15 protein-coding genes are annotated in these 15,947 nt (G+C 70.5%); 7 read left to right on the forward strand and 8 right to left on the reverse strand.

Translation table 11 applies throughout. From position 1 onward, the window contains the following. Nucleotides 1–18: 18 nt before the first annotated feature. From AB0M56_RS38005 to AB0M56_RS38025, 5 genes are all read right to left on the reverse strand, one after another. The gene (locus AB0M56_RS38005) at nt 19–2,067 is read right to left on the reverse strand and encodes a transglycosylase domain-containing protein (protein WP_364185544.1); all 2,049 of its coding nucleotides are present in this window, start codon (nt 2,065–2,067) and stop codon (nt 19–21) included. Between the two features lie 126 nt (nt 2,068–2,193). Further along, on the reverse strand, nt 2,194–3,015 hold the full coding sequence (locus AB0M56_RS38010; RefSeq protein WP_364185386.1) for an ABC transporter permease: 822 nt from the start codon (nt 3,013–3,015) through the stop codon (nt 2,194–2,196). Next, entirely contained in the window at nt 2,975–3,808 is an 834-nt protein-coding gene (locus tag AB0M56_RS38015) for an ATP-binding cassette domain-containing protein (RefSeq protein ID WP_364185388.1), read from the reverse strand. Before AB0M56_RS38015 ends, AB0M56_RS38010 begins: the two co-directional genes overlap by 41 nt. Further along, nucleotides 3,805–4,254 (reverse strand): MarR family winged helix-turn-helix transcriptional regulator, encoded by a 450-nt coding sequence (locus AB0M56_RS38020; RefSeq protein WP_364185389.1) that lies wholly within the window; start codon nt 4,252–4,254, stop codon nt 3,805–3,807. Before AB0M56_RS38020 ends, AB0M56_RS38015 begins: the two co-directional genes overlap by 4 nt. Nucleotides 4,255–4,352: 98 nt before the next feature. Continuing rightward, nucleotides 4,353–4,961 carry a LysE family transporter gene (locus tag AB0M56_RS38025; protein ID WP_364185391.1) on the reverse strand — a complete coding sequence of 203 codons (609 nt, stop codon included), beginning with the start codon at nt 4,959–4,961 and terminating at the stop codon, nt 4,353–4,355. 67 nt (nt 4,962–5,028) lie between these two features. Here AB0M56_RS38025 and AB0M56_RS38030 point away from each other — a divergent pair, with 67 nt between their 5' ends. Together AB0M56_RS38030 and AB0M56_RS38035 are read left to right on the forward strand one after the other, a co-directional pair. Further along, the gene (locus AB0M56_RS38030; RefSeq protein WP_364185392.1) at nt 5,029–5,919 is read left to right on the forward strand and encodes a LysR family transcriptional regulator ArgP; all 891 of its coding nucleotides are present in this window, start codon (nt 5,029–5,031) and stop codon (nt 5,917–5,919) included. Between the two features lie 64 nt (nt 5,920–5,983). Next, nucleotides 5,984–6,604, forward strand: a complete 621-nt coding sequence (locus AB0M56_RS38035) for a TMEM175 family protein (RefSeq protein ID WP_364185394.1) — start codon at nt 5,984–5,986, stop codon at nt 6,602–6,604. Nucleotides 6,605–6,607: 3 nt separating this feature from the next. Here the strand turns inward: AB0M56_RS38035 and AB0M56_RS38040 are convergent, their stop codons facing one another. The 3 genes from AB0M56_RS38040 to AB0M56_RS38050 all read right to left on the reverse strand — a co-directional run bounded on the left by AB0M56_RS38040 (nt 6,608) and on the right by AB0M56_RS38050 (nt 10,963). After that, complete coding sequence (locus AB0M56_RS38040) at nt 6,608–8,680, reverse strand: AMP-binding protein (RefSeq protein WP_364185396.1); 2,073 nt, start codon at nt 8,678–8,680, stop codon at nt 6,608–6,610. A gap of 135 nt (nt 8,681–8,815) precedes the next feature. Beyond that, nucleotides 8,816–9,721, reverse strand: a complete 906-nt coding sequence (locus AB0M56_RS38045) for a hydroxymethylglutaryl-CoA lyase (RefSeq protein ID WP_364185398.1) — start codon at nt 9,719–9,721, stop codon at nt 8,816–8,818. A gap of 36 nt (nt 9,722–9,757) precedes the next feature. Continuing rightward, nucleotides 9,758–10,963: a CaiB/BaiF CoA-transferase family protein gene (locus AB0M56_RS38050; protein WP_220238964.1), complete on the reverse strand. Its 1,206-nt coding sequence runs from the start codon at nt 10,961–10,963 to the stop codon at nt 9,758–9,760. A gap of 124 nt (nt 10,964–11,087) precedes the next feature. On the opposite strand from AB0M56_RS38050, the gene AB0M56_RS38055 reads away from it, so the two are divergent. The 5 genes from AB0M56_RS38055 to AB0M56_RS38075 all read left to right on the forward strand — a co-directional run bounded on the left by AB0M56_RS38055 (nt 11,088) and on the right by AB0M56_RS38075 (nt 15,846). Further along, a complete protein-coding gene (locus tag AB0M56_RS38055; protein WP_364185399.1) occupies nt 11,088–11,879 on the forward strand; it encodes an IclR family transcriptional regulator in 792 nt (263 codons plus the stop codon). 755 nt (nt 11,880–12,634) lie between these two features. Then, nucleotides 12,635–14,014: an MFS transporter gene (locus tag AB0M56_RS38060; protein WP_364185401.1), complete on the forward strand. Its 1,380-nt coding sequence runs from the start codon at nt 12,635–12,637 to the stop codon at nt 14,012–14,014. 14 nt (nt 14,015–14,028) lie between these two features. Next, on the forward strand, nt 14,029–14,523 hold the full coding sequence (locus AB0M56_RS38065; protein WP_364185403.1) for a universal stress protein: 495 nt from the start codon (nt 14,029–14,031) through the stop codon (nt 14,521–14,523). A gap of 79 nt (nt 14,524–14,602) precedes the next feature. Beyond that, the gene (locus tag AB0M56_RS38070; RefSeq protein WP_364185405.1) at nt 14,603–15,727 is read left to right on the forward strand and encodes an acyl-CoA dehydrogenase family protein; all 1,125 of its coding nucleotides are present in this window, start codon (nt 14,603–14,605) and stop codon (nt 15,725–15,727) included. Then, a complete protein-coding gene (locus tag AB0M56_RS38075) occupies nt 15,724–15,846 on the forward strand; it encodes a hypothetical protein (protein WP_364185407.1) in 123 nt (40 codons plus the stop codon). Before AB0M56_RS38070 ends, AB0M56_RS38075 begins: the two co-directional genes overlap by 4 nt. Nucleotides 15,847–15,947: the final 101 nt, after the last annotated feature.

Consider the following 15,947-nt stretch of genomic DNA (forward strand, 5'->3'; position numbering starts at 1 on the left):
GGGGAGTGCGGCGGGGGTTCAGTTCCGCGCGTCGAGGTACTGCGGGTCCGGCGGCGGGATCGGGGTGTCGGGGACACCCGCCAGCAGCGTGCTCATCGCGTGGAAGTACGGCGGGGCCGCCACCGTGCCACCGAACGCGCCGTGGCCGCAGTTGCCGAGGTGCACCGGGGTGCCGGGGCAGATCTCCTCCGGGTGCGGGCCGTCGGCGAAGACCATGGACGACACGGCGAAGTTGTCCACCCCGCCGACGAACGCGACCGATTCCGACAGCTGCGTGGTCCCCGTCTTGCCGATGTCCGGGCGCGTCCAGCCGGCCGAGTGCGCGGCGGCGGCCGAGGTGCCCACCGTGGTGTCCTGCGAAAGCCCGGCCTCCAATGTGTTGGCGACGCCCGTCGGGATCACCTGCTCGCACCCCTGCTGCTTCACGGGCACAGCCTGGCCGTTGCGGTCGGTCACCGACAGGATCGGGTTGGGCGGGCACCACGTGCCGCCGCTCATCAGCGTCGCCGAGACGTTCGCCATCTCCAGCGGGCTCACCGGGCTGTTGCCGAGGGTGAACGAGAGCAGGTTCTGGAAGTACTGCGACTGCGGCTCGTCGTACTGCGGGTTCTTCGACCGCGAGTCCGACGGGTCGGTGATCGGCGGGTTGCCCGCGTCGTTGGTGGCGAGGGTGTTGCGCAGCCCCAGCTTGCGGGCCATGTCCAGCACGGCGGGCATGCCGACCTGCGACTCGAGCCCCACGAACGCGACGTTCGGCGACGTCGCCAGGCCGCTGGCGAGCGAGATCGGGTCGGGGTAGCTGGTGCCGTCGTTGCTCACCGAGTAACACGGCGTGTACTTGTTCGCGTTCGGCGGGGTGAAGCAGTTGCTGAACGGGTTGGGCAGCGGCGTGTTCAGCCCCGCCTTGCCCGCCACCATCGCGGCGGCCGAGGTGAAGATCTTGAACGACGAACCGGCGCCGAACTTGTTGCTCGCGTCGGCCACGATGTTCGTGGACGTCTCGCCCTGGGCCGGATCGGTGCCGTAGTTGCGGTTGGCGACCATCGCGAGCACCTGGTGCCCGCTCGCGCCCGGCTGCACCACGGCGAACGTGTTGGCCACGCCGTCCTGCGTCGTCGGCACGTTGGCGTCCACCGCGTCCTTCACGACCTGGCTCACGTGCGGGTCCATCGTGGTCTTGATGACGTAGCCGCCGGTGTCGAGCTGGTCGACGGTGAACCCGGCCTGCTTGAGGTAATTCACCGCGTACGCGCAGAAGAACCCGGCGTCGGGTGCCGCGCCCAGGCACGTGCTCGACGGCGCGGCCGGGCGCGTGCCGACCACGCCGAGCGGTGTCGCTTTCGCGGTGGCGGCGAAGGAAGCGGGGATGGACTTGGCCGTGACCATGGAATCGATGACGGTGTTGCGCCGCTTGAGCGCGTTGTCCGGATGCGTGTACGGATTGTAGACGCTCGGGTTGTTCACCATGCCCGCCAGCAGCGCGGCCTGCGGCACGGTCAGTTTGTCCGCTGTGGTCCCGAAATACGCTTCCGCGGCCGCGCCGATGCCGTAGACGGTGCCGGTGTACTCCACCACGTTCAGGTAGTCGGCGAGCACGTCGTTCTTGGACACGGTCTGGCTGATCTGCACGGCCATCTTGGCCTCGCGCAGCTTGCGGGCCAACGAGTCTTCGCGGTCCTTGTCCTGTGCCGTCTTGTCGTTGCGATCGACGACGTTGATGAGGTAGTTCTTCACGTACTGCTGCGTGATCGTCGACGCGCCCTGTAGGTCTCCACCCGAGCTGTCGTTCACCGCCGCCCGCAGCATGCCCTGCGGGTCCACACCGCCTTCGGTGTAGAAGCGGCGGTCCTCGATGTCGACGATCGCGGCCTTCATCGCCGGTGAGATCTGCGCCGCGGTGACCGGAATGCGGTACTGCGCGTACAAAGTCGCGATCGTACTGCCGTTCCGGTCCGTCACCGTCGTCACGAGTGGCGGGTCCGCGTGCTCCAGGCCCGCGGAGATCGCGTCGACGGAGTCACTGACCTGATTGGACAAAACACCCGCGCCGATGGCGACCGGTGCCATCGTGCCCGCGACGAGAACGCCTGCGAGCACGCACAATCCGAGGAACGGGGCTACCCCCTTGCCTTTTCCCACGGTCCCCAACCTACGACCGAGCTCGTGTGAATACGGTGGGTAAAGCAGAACTTGTCATCGAGCCAACCTCCCGAGCAGAGCCGATGCGACGCCGATCGCCAGGGCGGTCGCACCCACTAGGACGCCGAAGTCCAGCCCGAGGTTGGCCGGAGTGCCGATGAGAAGTCCGCGAAGGGCGTCGACCTGGTAGCTCAGCGGGTTGAGGTGGCTGAGCACCTTCAGCCAGCCGGGCATCAGCTCCACTGGGTAGAGGGCGTTGGACCCGAAGAACAACGGCATGGTGATGGCCTGCCCGATCCCCATCAGCCGCTCGCGGGAGAGCACGATGCCGGCGATCACGATGGAGAAGCAGCAGAAGAACGCCGAACCGAGGATCACGATCACGACCATGCCCAGCAGCCGCAGCGGGTTCGCGGTGAGGCCCACGCCGAGAATGGCCGAGAGCACGAGCACCATCAGTGCCTGCACGAGCGCGCGCAGCCCGGCCGCGAACGCCTTGCCCGCCACGAGCGCGGCCCGCGGCGTCGGCGTGACGAGCAGCTTCGCGAGCACGCCCGCGTCGCGTTCCCAGATGATCTGGATGCCGTAGAAGATGGAGATGAACAACGCCGACTGCGCGAGGATGCCGGGCGCGAGGTAGTCGAGGTACGGGATCGAGCCGGTCGGGATCGCGTGGATCCGCGTGAACGTCTCGCCGAAGATCAGCAGCCACAGCGCGGGCTGGATCGCGCGGGTGATCAGCTCGGACTGGTCGCGGCGCAGCTTCTGCAGCTCCACCAGGCACATCGCGCCGATGCGGGAGAGCAGGATGCGCAGTTGTTCCAGCGGTCCCGGGTCAGCCGAGACGGCGGGCGGTGCGGCGAGTGGCGCGGACATTGCGCATCCCTCCTGTTTCGCTCTGCAGCGCGTCGCCGGTCATCGACCGGAACACGTCGTCCAAAGTGGAGTCCGGGCCGAGCTCCGCCTCGAGCTCGGCGGGGGTGCCGAGCGCGCGGACGCGGCCGGCGTGCATCAGGGCGACGCGGTCGCAGTACTGCTCGGCCTCGTCCATGTAGTGGGTCGTGACGAGCACGGTCATGCCGGTGCGCGCGCGGATCTCGGTGATGCGGTCCCACACCGCCGAGCGCGCCACCGGGTCGAGGCCCACGGTCGGCTCGTCGAGCACGAGCAGCCGGGGTGAGCTCACCAGCGCCTGCGCCAGCTCGAGCCGGCGGATCATGCCGCCGGAGTAGCCGCCCGCGGGCCGTTCGGCTTCATTCAGCAGGCCCACCAGGTCGAGTGCGCGATGGACCTCGTCGGCGCGGCGGGAGCGGGGGACGTCGAACAGCCGCGCGAACAGCGACACGTTCTCGCGTCCGGTGAGCGCGCCGTCGGCCGAGAGCTGCTGGGGCACGTACCCGATCAGGCGGCGCACGGCCATGCGGCGGCGCGTGACGTCGACGCCGAACACGGTGATGGCGCCCGCGTCGAGCGGCAGCAGAGTGGTGATCATGCGGATGGTGGTGGTCTTGCCGGCGCCGTTCGGGCCGAGCAGGCCGAAGATCTCGCCCGGCACGATCTCCAGGTCGACGCCGTCGACGGCCTTCGTGGTGCCGAACGAGTGGAACAGGCCGGTGCACCTGACGGCGGGTTCGGGCCCGGCTTCGCGATCGGTTTCCGGGGCGCTCATGCCTCCTCCTTCAGGGCGTCCATCAGCTTCTCCAGCGCGGGCAGGGCCGCGGTGATCGACACGGTGTCCTCTTCGGACAGCTGTGTGAGCGCGGCCGAGACCAGCCCGGTCCGGGCCTTGCGCCAGGTCGCCATGCGCTCGCGCGCGGCCTCGGTCACCTCCAGCTGCGCGGCGCGCCGGTCGGCCGGGTCCACGTCGCGGCGCAGCATCCCGGCTTCGACGAGGAGGTTCACGAGCGTGCTCACGGAGTTGCCGGCGAGGCTCAGCTCGCGCGCCGCGGCGGCGACGCCGATGCCGGGCAGCCGGTCGACCACTCGCAGCAGCTCGACCTGCGCGCCGGGCAGGGGAGGGCCGGGCACTTCGGCGCGCACCCGTCGCCGCACGACGCGGCGGATGCCCTGCACGGCGGACATCAGCCGCTCGGCGAGGTCGGGAGGTGGGGTCATGCCTTCGACGTTAGCTCTGAGTCAGAGTTATTATCAACGCCAAATGTCTCATCGGTCTTATTGTTCACGTTTTGGGCGCGTTGGTCTTCTTGCCGATTTCAGGCGAGCCGGCTGAGCACCATCGAGACGCCGAGCGCGGTCATCGTCACGGCGATCAGCCCGTCGAGGATCCGCCACGCGGCCGGCCGCGCGAACACCCCTGCGAGCCGGCGCGCGCCCAGGCCCAGCGCGCTGAACCAGACGGCGCTCGCCAGCGCCGCGCCGACGCCGAAGACCGAGCGACCACCGCCCTGGCCGGCCGCCACCGAGCCGAGCAGGAGCACGGTGTCGAGGTAGACGTGGGGGTTGAGCCAGGTCAGCGCGAGGCCGGTGAGCACCGTGCGCTGCGGGGAAACGGGCTCGAGTGCGCTTGTCGTCAGCGTGCCGGGCTTCATCGCGCGCCGCGCCGCGAGGAACCCGTACGTCACCAGGAACGCCCCACCGACGACCCCGATCGCCGTGATCGCCGCCGGCCAGCGCTGCAACACGGCGCCGATCCCGCTCACCCCCACGGCGATCAGCACGACGTCCGACAGCGCGCACACCACGATCAGTCGTTTGACCGCCCCACCGCGCAACCCTTGCTGCAGCACGAACGTGTTCTGCGCCCCGATGGCGACGATGAGCGAAAGACCGGTACCGAAGCCGGCGGCGAGTGCGGGAACCACGCCTTCGACCGTAAGGCGAGATCTTCAGGTTAGGCCAGCTAAAGATTCTTACGTAACATTAGATGCCGTGATCTCAGATCTCCCTCTCGACCAGGTCCGGACGCTCCTCGCTGTGGTCGACGAGCAGTCCTTCGACCGCGCGGCCGCCGTGCTGCGCGTGACGCCGTCGGCCGTCAGCCAGCGCGTGAAGGCGCTCGAACAACGCCTGGGCCGCGTGCTCATCCTGCGGACGAAACCCGTGCGGCTCACCGACTCGGGCCAGGTCGTCGTACGGTTCGCCCGCCAGCTCACGCGCCTGGAGGAGGACACCCGCGCGGAACTCGGCCTGGTGGGCGTCGTGGGCCCGGTGAACCTCCCCATCGCCGTCAACGCCGACTCCCTGGCCACGTGGTTCCTCCCCGCGCTGGCCGCCGTGCCCGGCGTGTCCTTCGACCTCCGCAGCAACGACCAGGACCACACCGCCACCCTCCTGCGTGAGGGCCTCGTGATGGCCGCCGTCACGTCCGCGCCCCACCCGGTGCAGGGCTGCACTTCAACGCGCCTGGGGCTGATGCGCTACCGCGCCATGGCCTCCCCGGCTTTCGTCGCACGCTGGCTCGCGGACCGCCCCCTGGCTTCCGCGCTGGCCGAGGCGCCCGCCGTGCTCTTCGACCGCAAGGACGACCTCCAGGACCGCTTCCTGCGCACCCTCACCCGCCGTTCGCTGCCGCGCGGCGCCCGCCACTACGTGCCTTCGTCGCAGTCCTTCGCGGACGCCGTCACCGCCGGCCTGGGCTGGGGGATGGTGCCGGAACTCCAGACGCGGGGGTCCTCTTCGGCGGACGCTTTGGTGGATCTGGCGCCCGACCGGCCGGCGGATGTGCCGCTGTACTGGCAACAGTGGAAGCTGGACTCACCCGCGCTGGCTGCTTTGGCGGAGGCGGTCACGGCCACGGCGGCTACCGCTCTGCGGACGTGACTGTCCTGAATAGACACCCTTGCCCCAGATTCACGAACCCGACGTGAAGTGGTTGGATCACAGGGTGGAGAGCAATGCGGAGAGGACGAAATCACCCGAGCGGCTCGTGTTCTTCAGCGACGCCGTGGTGGCCATCGCGTTGACGTTGCTCGTGCTGCCGCTCACCGATCTGGTGCCCGAGATGGCGGCGGAGCACAAGGACGCCGTCGATGCCGTGCTGGAGCACTGGAACCAGATCTTCAGCTTTGTGCTGAGTTTCGTGGTGATCGCGCGGATGTGGTGGGGCCACCACCGCATCTTCGAGGAAGTCCGCGCCTACAGCGGGGCGCTCGCGCTCACGAACTTCTGCTGGCTCTTCACCATCGCGGTACTGCCGTTTCCGACGGAGCTCACCGGCCAGTTCGGCACGGACCGCTTCACCACGTTGTTCTACATCGGCACGATCCTCGTCAGCAGCGCATGCCAGACGGTGCTCGTGCTGATCGTCCGGCGGGATCCGAACGTCGCCACCCGCGAGGGGGCCGTGTCGGATCGGTGGCTGGCCAACAACGTGCTGTCCGTCGCGGCGCTGGCGATCGCGTTCGTGATCGGCGCGATCCGGCCGGCACTGGGCTACTACGCCTTGCTGCTGCTCACCCTCCCGCCGATCATCGCCCGCCGGTACAGCGGGCGCGACGACGACTAGAACTCAAGCCTGCGGCAGCGGCCAAAGGTCGTCGTTGAGCATCCGCTTGAGGATCTTGCCCGTGGCGTTGCGCGGGAGCTCCGGCACGAAGTACACATCGCGCGGCACGGCGAAGCGCGCCAGCTTCTGGTGGATGTAGTGTCGCACGTCCTCGGCGTGCATACGCGCGCCGCGGCGGAGCACGACGTACGCCGCGAGGCGCTGGCCGAACTCCTCGTCCGGCACGCCCACCACGGCCGCCTCGTAGACGCCGGGCAACGCGACCAGCGCCTCCTCCACCGGGCGCGGGAACACGTTCTCGCCGCCGGACACGATCATCTCGTCGGCGCGGCCGGTGACGAACAGCCGGCCGGCCGCGTCCTGGTAGCCGACGTCGCCGGTGGCCATCAGGTCCTTCGAGCGCGGCACGCTGGAGCCGTTGGTGTAGCCGTCGAAGAGCATGTCGTTGCCGACGAAGATCTGGCCCTCGTCGCCGGGCGGCACGGGGCGGCGCTCGTCGTCGAGGATGGCGATGCGGGTGCCGGGCGGGCAGCGGCCGGCGGTGGTCGGCGCGGCGCGCAGGTCGACCGGGTCGGCGATGCTGGCCCAGGAAACCTCGGTGGAGCCGTAGAAGTTGTAGAGGATGTCGCCGTAGGTGTCCATGAACGACGTGACGAACGAGCCCGACATCGCCGAACCGCTGCTGGCCACGATCCGCAGTGACGACAGATCGTAGCGGCCGCGCACGCGCTCGGGCAGCTCGTGGATGCGCTGCAACATGATCGGCACGGCGAACAGCGCGTCGCAGCGGTGCTCGGCGATCATCCGCAGCGTCTGCTCCGCGTCGAACCGGCGGATCAGCGACAGCTCCGCCCGCACCGACATCCCGACCTGCAACGCGGCCAGACCCCAGCTGTGGAACAGCGGTGCCGCGACGGCGATCTTGTCCCGTGCCCGCAAGGGAATCCGCGCGAGGATGCTCGCCGCGGTGCTCAGGCCCTTCGGAGTCGGCCGGCGTGCGCCCTTCGGGGTGCCGGTGGTGCCGGAGGTGAGCACCACGATCTGGCCCGGCCGTTTGGCCGGCTTCGGCCGCGCGGCGGAGGCGTCGTGGATGAGCTCGTCGACGGTGCGGTAGCCCTGCTCGGCGTCGTCCCACGTGCTGACGCGGGGAAAGTCGCCCTGCACTCCTGCGATCGTCTGCGCGAACTCGTCGTCGGCCAGCACCGCGGCGGGCTGGTGCTCGGTGAGCACGTCTTCCACCGCGGAGGGCGACAGGCCGGTGTTGAGCAGCACCACGTCCACGCCGAGCTTGCTGCAGCCGACGAACGCCTCGACCATCGCCGCGTGGTTGCGGCACATCAGCGCCACGCGCTGGCCCGGGCGCACGTCCAGCTTCGCCAGGGAGTTGGCCAGCTGGTTGCTGCGCTCGTCGATGTCGCGGAAGGAGCGGCTGTTGCGTTCGTCGTGCACGGCGATGTCGTCGGCGCCGCGCGCGGTCGCCGCGAGGTAGCCGCCGGCGATCGTGGCGCCCCACTGCGAAAGCGAGTTGAGCTGCTTCGCGACCTTGTCCGGCCGGCCCGCCACGAGCACGCCCGCGCGCACCAGCGTGTTGGCCGTGCGCAGCGTCGTCGCGCGGTCGTACTCCGGCGGCTCGGCGGCTTCGCCGGACAGCTGCAGCTCGATCCGCCGCGTCAGTTCCTTCAGCATGCCCTTGACCGCCGAGCGGGAGAGCAGGTCGTGGTGCTCGGGCGGCAGCGACGGGAGCATCAGGCGCAGCACGATCTCCGTCGCCCCGCCCGCGAGCGCGCGCAGCTCGAACGAGACCCAGTTGCGCTCGTCGGGCAGCCCGCACCACACCACGTGTTCGCCGGGCCGGTACACCACCGCGTGGATGGTGCCTTCCACCAACGTTTCCCGGTCGGGAGCCAGCCTGATCAGGCAGCGCGGGCCACGCGCGCGCAGCGGGGCCTCGGTCACCTCGCACCAGCTGATCGCCGGCAGGAATCTCGGATAGAGCTCGGGAGAGCCGACGATCTGCCACACCGCGTCGGGCGGGTGCCCGACGGTCGAGCTCGCCTCGACCACATCGTCTCGCATTGCGATCCGCCTCACCGCCGCGCGCGTTGCGCTCCCCGGTGGGTACCGGACGCGCGTTCAGGTGCGGGCACGCTACCAGCAATCGGCTCAGCTCCGGTACTCCGAATGACCAGGAATCCGGCGGGACGGGAATTTTCAGACGAGCGCGGCGGGTGCGGCAGGAACCGACGAGAGCGCCGAGCCGAGCTCGTGCCCGACGGCGAGCCGGACCTCGTCACGCAGGCTGGCCAGCTTCGCGACGTCGAGGCCGGTGGCGATGCCTTCGCGGTGAAGCAGGTGCACGAGGTCGTCGGTGGCGATGTTGCCCGAGGCCCCGGGCGCGAAGGGGCAGCCGCCGATCCCGCCGAGCGACGAGTCGAAGCGGCGGATGCCGAGCCGCAGGCCCTCCCACGCGTTGGCGGCGGCGAAGCCGTAGGTGTCGTGCAGGTGCAGGCCGAGCGGCAGGTCGGGCACCGCGTCGCGCACGGCTTCGATCCCGCGGCGCAGCAGGCTCGGGTTCGCCGCGCCGATGGTGTCGGCGAGGTGCAGCACGCCGGCGCCGAGCTTGGCCAGGCGCGCCGCGGTTGCGGCGGTGCGCGCGGGGTCGGTGTCGCCGTCGAACGGGCAGACGAAGGCGGTCGCGATGGTCGCCTCGATGGCGACGTCCGCGGCGGTGAGGATCTCGGCGCAGCTCTCGAGCCGGGCCAGCGCGCCTTCGGTGGGCACGCCGGCGTTGGCCGAGCTGTGGCCGTCGCTCGCGGAGACCACGAGCCGCACGGAGCGGGCGCCGGCCTCCACGGCCTGCTGGGCGCCGCGCTCGGTGAAGACCAGCGTGTGGAGGGTGGCGGGGCTCGTCGCGGGGTCCAGCGTGCGCAGGAGTTCGTCGGTGTCGGCCATCTGCGGCACGCGGCGCTTCGAGACGAAAGAGCCGACCTCGAGTGCGCGGAATCCGGCGTCGATGAGGCCGCGGGCGAGGCGGAGCTTGTCGGGGGTGGGCACGGTGCGGGCTTCGTCCTGCAGGCCGTCGCGCAGCACGACCTCGGTGATGAGGACCTCGTCCATGGTGGGTCTCCTTTGTTCTCGGTCTGTGCGAAAGGGTCAGATCACGCCGCCGGCGCGCAGGCGCGCGCGGGCCTCGTCGTCGAAGCCGAGCTCGGCCAGCACGTCTTCGGTGTGCTCGCCGAGCTCCGGCCCGAGCGTCCGCACGCTGCCCGGGTGCTCGCCGAGCGCGGGGACGACGCCGGGGAAGGTGACCTCGACGTCGTTGTCGTCGATGCGCACGGTCCGGCGCTGGTGCATGCCGCGGGCCTCGAAGTGCGGGTCCTTGGTGATGTCCTCGGCGGTGAGGATGGGGCCGCAGGGCACGTCGGCGGCACGCAGCGTCGTCTCGGCGGCTTCCTGCGAACGGCCCTGCGCCCAGTCGCCGATGACCTGGTCGAGGCGGGCGGAGTTGGCGACGCGGCCGGCGTTGTCGGCCAGCGCCGGGTCGTCGGCGAGATCGGGGCGGCCGATGGCGTGGGCGAGGCGGCGGAAGATGGCGTCGCCGTTGCCGCTCACGACGATGTACTTGCCGTCGCCGCAGCGGTAGGTGTTCGACGGCGCGATGCCGGGCAGCGCCGAGCCGGCGGGCTCGCGGACCACGCCGAACGCGTCGAAGTCCGGGACGAGCGATTCCATCAGCGAGTAGACGGCCTCGTACAGCGCGACGTCGACGGTCTCGCCCCCGCCACCCTCGCGTTCGCGGCGCAGCAGGCCCATCAGCGCGCCGATCACGGCGTACAGACCGGCGACGGAATCGGCGAGGCTCACGCCGACGCGCGTCGGCGGGCGGTCCGGATAGCCGGTGAGCGCGCGCAGGCCGCCGACGGCTTCGGCGACGCCGCCGAAGCCCGGCCGGTCGCGGTACGGGCCGGTCTGGCCGTAGCCGGACACGCGCACGAGGACGAGGCCGGGGTTGAGCTGCTTGAGTTCGTCCGGGCCCAGGCCCCAGCGTTCGAGCGTGCCGGGGCGGAAGTTCTCGAGGACGACGTCGGCCTTCGCGATGAGCTTGCGCGCGACGTCCTGGCCCTCCGGCGAGCGCAGGTCGAGCGTGACGGAACGCTTGTTCCGGCCCAGCGTGCGGAAGAGCAGGGAGGTGTCACCCGCGTGCAGGCGCCAGCGGCGCAGCTCGTCGCCGCTGCCCGGGCGCTCGACCTTCACGACGTCGGCGCCGAAGTCGGCCAGCAGTCTGCCGGCGGTGGGCGCGGCGACGAAGTTGCCCAGTTCGACCACCCGCACCCCGGTGAGAGGGCCTCGATTGCTCATGATCACGCTCCAACCACATAGTGAGTTGCAAACCCAGAATACGGGTGCGCGTGTCGGCGTCAAGACGATCGAGGCTGACTACACTCGGCGAAACAGTCGGGTGGGTCACAGAAGCGGGGCGGCGATGGCGGAAGAGCGGGGCGGCACCGCGCCGGTGCTGGTGCTGCGGAAGTTCAAGCAGATCCTCGAGTCGTTCACGATCGAGGAGCCCGAGCTGACCCTGCAGCAGATCACCCGCGCCACCGGCCTGCCGGCGAGCACCTGCCAGCGGCTGGTGCACAACCTCGTGCGCGAAGGCTTCCTCGACCGGTACGACGACACCTACCGCGTCGGGCTCGGTCTCGTGCGCTGGGCCGCGCCGGGCACCTTCGGGCTGGATCTGGTGCGGCTCGTGCGTCCCGTGCTGCACAAACTGCGCGACGACTCGGGCGAGACGGCCTGCCTGTACGTGCGCGACGGCGCTTTCCGCACGGTGGTGTCGCTGGCCGAGTCGCGCCACCCCGTGATCCGGCTGTTCGTGGTCGGCATGGTGATGCCGCTGCACGCCGGCTCGGCCGGGAAGGTCTTCCTGGCGTGGGACCGGCTGGCGCTGCGTGACGCCGTCGGCCATGGCCTGGCGCGCTTCACCGAGCACACGATCGTCGACATCGACCTGCTCAACCAGCAGCTCGCCCAGGTCCGCGCCGACGGCTACGCCAGCAGCTTCGAGGAACGCGACCTCGGCGCGGCCTCGCTGAGCGCACCGGTGTTCGGCCTGACGGGCGAGCTGAGCGCCGTGATCGGCATCGGCGCGCCGACGCAGCGCATGACGTCGGCCGACGTGCCACGCCTGGCGCCGCTGGTACTCGAGGCGGCGGCCGCGGCGTCGGAACGGCTGGGATACCGCGCGGGAATGGCCCGCGACGTCATCGGCTGACTTCGGCCGCTGCGGCGGTTGTCTTCGGCGGATTTGTCGGGGTCGGCTGTGCTGATGGAGCGGCTGTTGCGGCCTGGGAGGAGCGCGGGGTGCTCGGCGGGGACGAGCCGCGACGTCATGAGGCTGAGTTTCCGGCCGCCGCGGCAGCTGTTGACTTCAGAGGAAGTGTCGCGGTGGGTGGAGTGCGGGCCGCGGCGTTGGGCCAGCGTGGGTACCGCGCAGGGGATGACCTGCGACCTCGCCGGCTGGGGCTTCGGGCGCAGGGGATGACCTCGTCTTCGGCACATGTATCGCGGCGGCGGCACTGGTCGATCGGTTGTTGCGTGGTGGGCGGGCGCGGATACCCGGGGGGAATGGCCCGCAACGTCATCGGCTGGCGCTACCGCTGCCTGATTCGTGAAGGTCGCCTTCACGAACTCTGATCCCCTCGAGTGCGCTACCCCGGGGTGAGTTTGCGCTGGTCGGCGGGCGAGGGAGTGGCCTCGCTGTCCGTTGTGGCTGGTTCGCCGGATTCGTCGCGGAGTGAAGATTTCTTGTCATGCGATGCGGCCGCGCGGATCGCCACCCTTCGTGCTGGTGAGCGGCCTGCCGGGGGCGGATCCGTCCCGATCGGTCGACCCCTCAGGCTGATCCACAACGCTCCGCGACTCTTGACGTCCGCGCGCCTACCGCCACATCATGGGGGCACGAATCACATAGTGGATCCTGGCTCACGCTTGATCCGCGCGGCCATGAACTGTCAAAGGAGACGACGGATGGCGAACCCCCTCGACACGGCGGAGCCGGGGACGGCCGCGGTCGCGGCGCGGCTCGACCGGCTGCCGGTCACCCGCACCCACCGGCGCGCGACCGTCGCCGTCGGGCTCGGTCTGTTCTTCGAGTTCTACGAGGTGTTCCTGACCGGGACGATCAGCGCGGTGCTGGTCAGCGAGTTCAAGCTCAGCAAGGCGGCGCTTCCGCCGCTGTTGGCCTCGACGTTCCTCGGCATGTTCTTCGGCGCGCTGCTGCTCGGCCGCCTGGCCGACCGCTTCGGCCGGCGCGGCGCGTTCCTGCTCAACCTGGCGCTGTACTCGTTCTTCTCGCTGCTCGGCGCGTTCAGCGGTAACGCGATCATGCTGCTGATCACCCGGTTCTTCGCCGGCGTGGGCCTCGGCGCCGAACCGCCGCTGGCCGACACCTACCTCACCGATCTGCTGCCCGCCCGCAAGCGCGGCAAACTGATCGCGTGGGCGTACACGCTCGCGTTCTGCGGCGTGCCGGTCGTCGGCTTCCTGGCGAAGGGGCTCACGGAGGGGTCGTTCCTGGGCATCGCCGGCTGGCGCTGGCTGTTCGTGATCGGCGCGCTCGGCGCCGGCGTCGTGTTCCTGCTGCGCCGCGGCCTGCCGGAGTCGCCGCGCTGGCTGCACTCGGTGGGGCGCACGCAGGAGGCGGAGACCGTGATCCGGGGTCTCGAGGCCGAGGCGGGTCAGACCCCGGCCGCGGAGCCCGCACCCGCGTCGGTCGAGAAGCCGGTGCGCAAGGCCGCGCCGATCCGTGACCTGTTCGGGCCGACGTACCGCCGTCGCACGATCATGATGACGGTCTTCCACGTGTTGCAGACCATCGGCTACTACGGCTTCGGCACGATGGTCCCGCTCGTGCTCGCCGCGAAGGGCTACCCGGTTTCGCAGTCGCTGCTGTTCACCGCGCTGACGTTCCTGGGCTACCCGGTGGGCTCGGCGTTGTCGCTGCCGCTCGTGGAACGCTTGGAACGCAAGCACTTGGTCATCGGTTCGGTGCTCGCGATGGCGGTGTTCGGCCTCGCGTTCGGGCTCGCGAACTCCATCGCCCTCGCCATCGTGTTCGGCTTCGTCTACACGGCGATCAGCAACGTGTTCTCGAACTCCTACCACATCTACCAGGCCGAGATCTTCCCGACGGCGCTGCGCTCCACGGCGTCGAGCGGCACGTACTCGATCTCGCGGCTGGCGAGTGGCCTGATGCCGTTCGTGCTGGTCCCGCTGCTCGACAGCTCGGGCGCGACCACGCTGTTCGTGGTGATCGGCGCGGCGCTCGTGCTGGTGGCGCTGGACATCGCGATCCTCGGCCCGCGCACCACGGGCCGCTCGGTGGAGAACGTGGCCGGGGAAGCCTGACCGCTCCGGACATAATGGGCCTCGTGGAAGATCTGGTCGAGGAGTACGGCCCGCGGTGGGAATCCGGGCCGTACGAACGGGGAACTGACGGACCGCGCGTGATCCTGGTCGGCACGGACACATCGCCGACGGGGTTGCGCGCGGCTTCGTACGCGGCGGGCCTGGCCCGGCGCCAGCGGGCGCGGCTGGTGGTCGTGTACGTCGCGGCGCCGTCGATGTGGGCCGGGCTGGCCGCGGCCGCCGTGGTCGACGTCGAGCAGCAGACGTTCACCGAGGAGATCTCGGAGCTGCGGTCCGGGCTGCACGACCGCGCGGACGAGCTCGGGGTGCCGGTGACGTTCGTGGTGCGCCGCGGCGAGGCCTATCCAGAGCTGAAGGACGCCGCGCTCGAGGTGAGTGCCGACATGGTCGTGGTCGGGGCGTCGGAGCAGGGCGGGCACCGGCTCGTCGGCTCGGTGGGCAACCGGCTGGTGCGCGCGGGGATCTGGCCCGTGGTCGTGGTGCCGTGACCAGCGGACGTTGACAGGCGCTCGCGAGTCGGTAAAAATTCTGAACCGGTAAGTTTCCTGAACCGGTCGGAGGACGACAGTGGGCACTCGCGACGACCTGCTCGACAAGGCGCAACCCGTGGCCGCGGCGGCCGTGGAGCACGCCGGCGAAACCGAACGGCGTCGCGCGCTGGCGCCCGAGGTCGTGTCGGCGGCTCGGGCTTCGGGCCTGTTCCGCGCGGGGCTGCCGGCTTCTTTGGGTGGCGCGGAACCTTCCGCGGCGGCGATCCTGGGGGCCGCCGAGCGCGTGGCCGAGGCCGACGCGTCGGCGGGCTGGTGCGTGTCGATCGCGGCCACGAGCAGCCTGCTGGGCGCGTACCTGCCGGAGAAGGGCGGCCAGGAGGTCTTCGGTGACCCCGATGCCGTCGCCGCCGGTGTGTGGGCGCCGCGCGGCAAGGCCGTGGCCGTGGACGGTGGGGTCACGGTGTCGGGACGCTGGTCGTTCTGCAGCGGCGTGACGCACGCGGACTGGATCTTCCTCGGCGTCGTGCTCGACGGGAAGCTCGTGGTGGCCGCGATTCCCACGGCCGAGCTGGAAATCCATGACACGTGGCACACCTCGGGCCTGCGCGGCACCGGCAGCCACGACACGAGCGCCGACACGGTGTTCGTGCCCGACCACCGTCTGCTGTCCGTTGTGGACGGACCCCCGGTTGGTGCCGGACAGCTGCACCGGTTCCCGCTGTTCGGGTTCTTCGCCGCGTCGATTTCCGCCGCTGCCCTGGGCAACGCGCGGGGCGCCATCACGGAGTTCGTGGAGCTCGCCGCGGCCAAACACCCCAGCGGCTCCCGTCGCTCCCTCGCCGAACGCACGGCAACGCAGAGCGCGGTCGCCTCGGCGGAGGCTTCGTTGCGCGCCGCCCGCGAGTTCTACTACCGCGCGATCGACGACGCTTGGCAGGCGTCCTTGTCTGATTCCGTTGTGCCGGAAGACCTTCGCCTCGCCTTGCGCCTCGCGTGCACCCACGCGGTCCGCACCTCGGCCGACGTCACGCGCTCCCTTTACGACCTCGGCGGCGGCTCGGCGATCTACGAAACGTCCCCCCTGCAACGCCGCTTCCGCGACGCCCACACCGCCACGGCGCACTTCCAGGTGAATCCCGCGACGTTCGAGCTGACCGGCCGCCTGCTGCTGGGCCTGCCCACCGAAACGGCCCAGCTGTGACCGCGATCGGGGTTGTCACGCCGTTGTCGCGGGGCTACCCGGCGGCGGCTGGCCTGGTGATGGTCGAGTGGGTCGGGCCGGCGTTGCTCGGCTTGGCGAGTGGAGTGGTGCAGCGGTGAGCGTGGGTGTTGTGGCGAGGCCGTTCTGGCTGGATCGGCGGCTGGTTGCGGTGGTCGGCATCGCTGCGGCCGTCGGGCTGTTCTTCGGTTCGGCCGCCAGG

The organism is Amycolatopsis sp. NPDC051372, assembly GCF_040682095.1.
In the GTDB taxonomy this organism is placed as follows: domain Bacteria; phylum Actinomycetota; class Actinomycetes; order Mycobacteriales; family Pseudonocardiaceae; genus Amycolatopsis.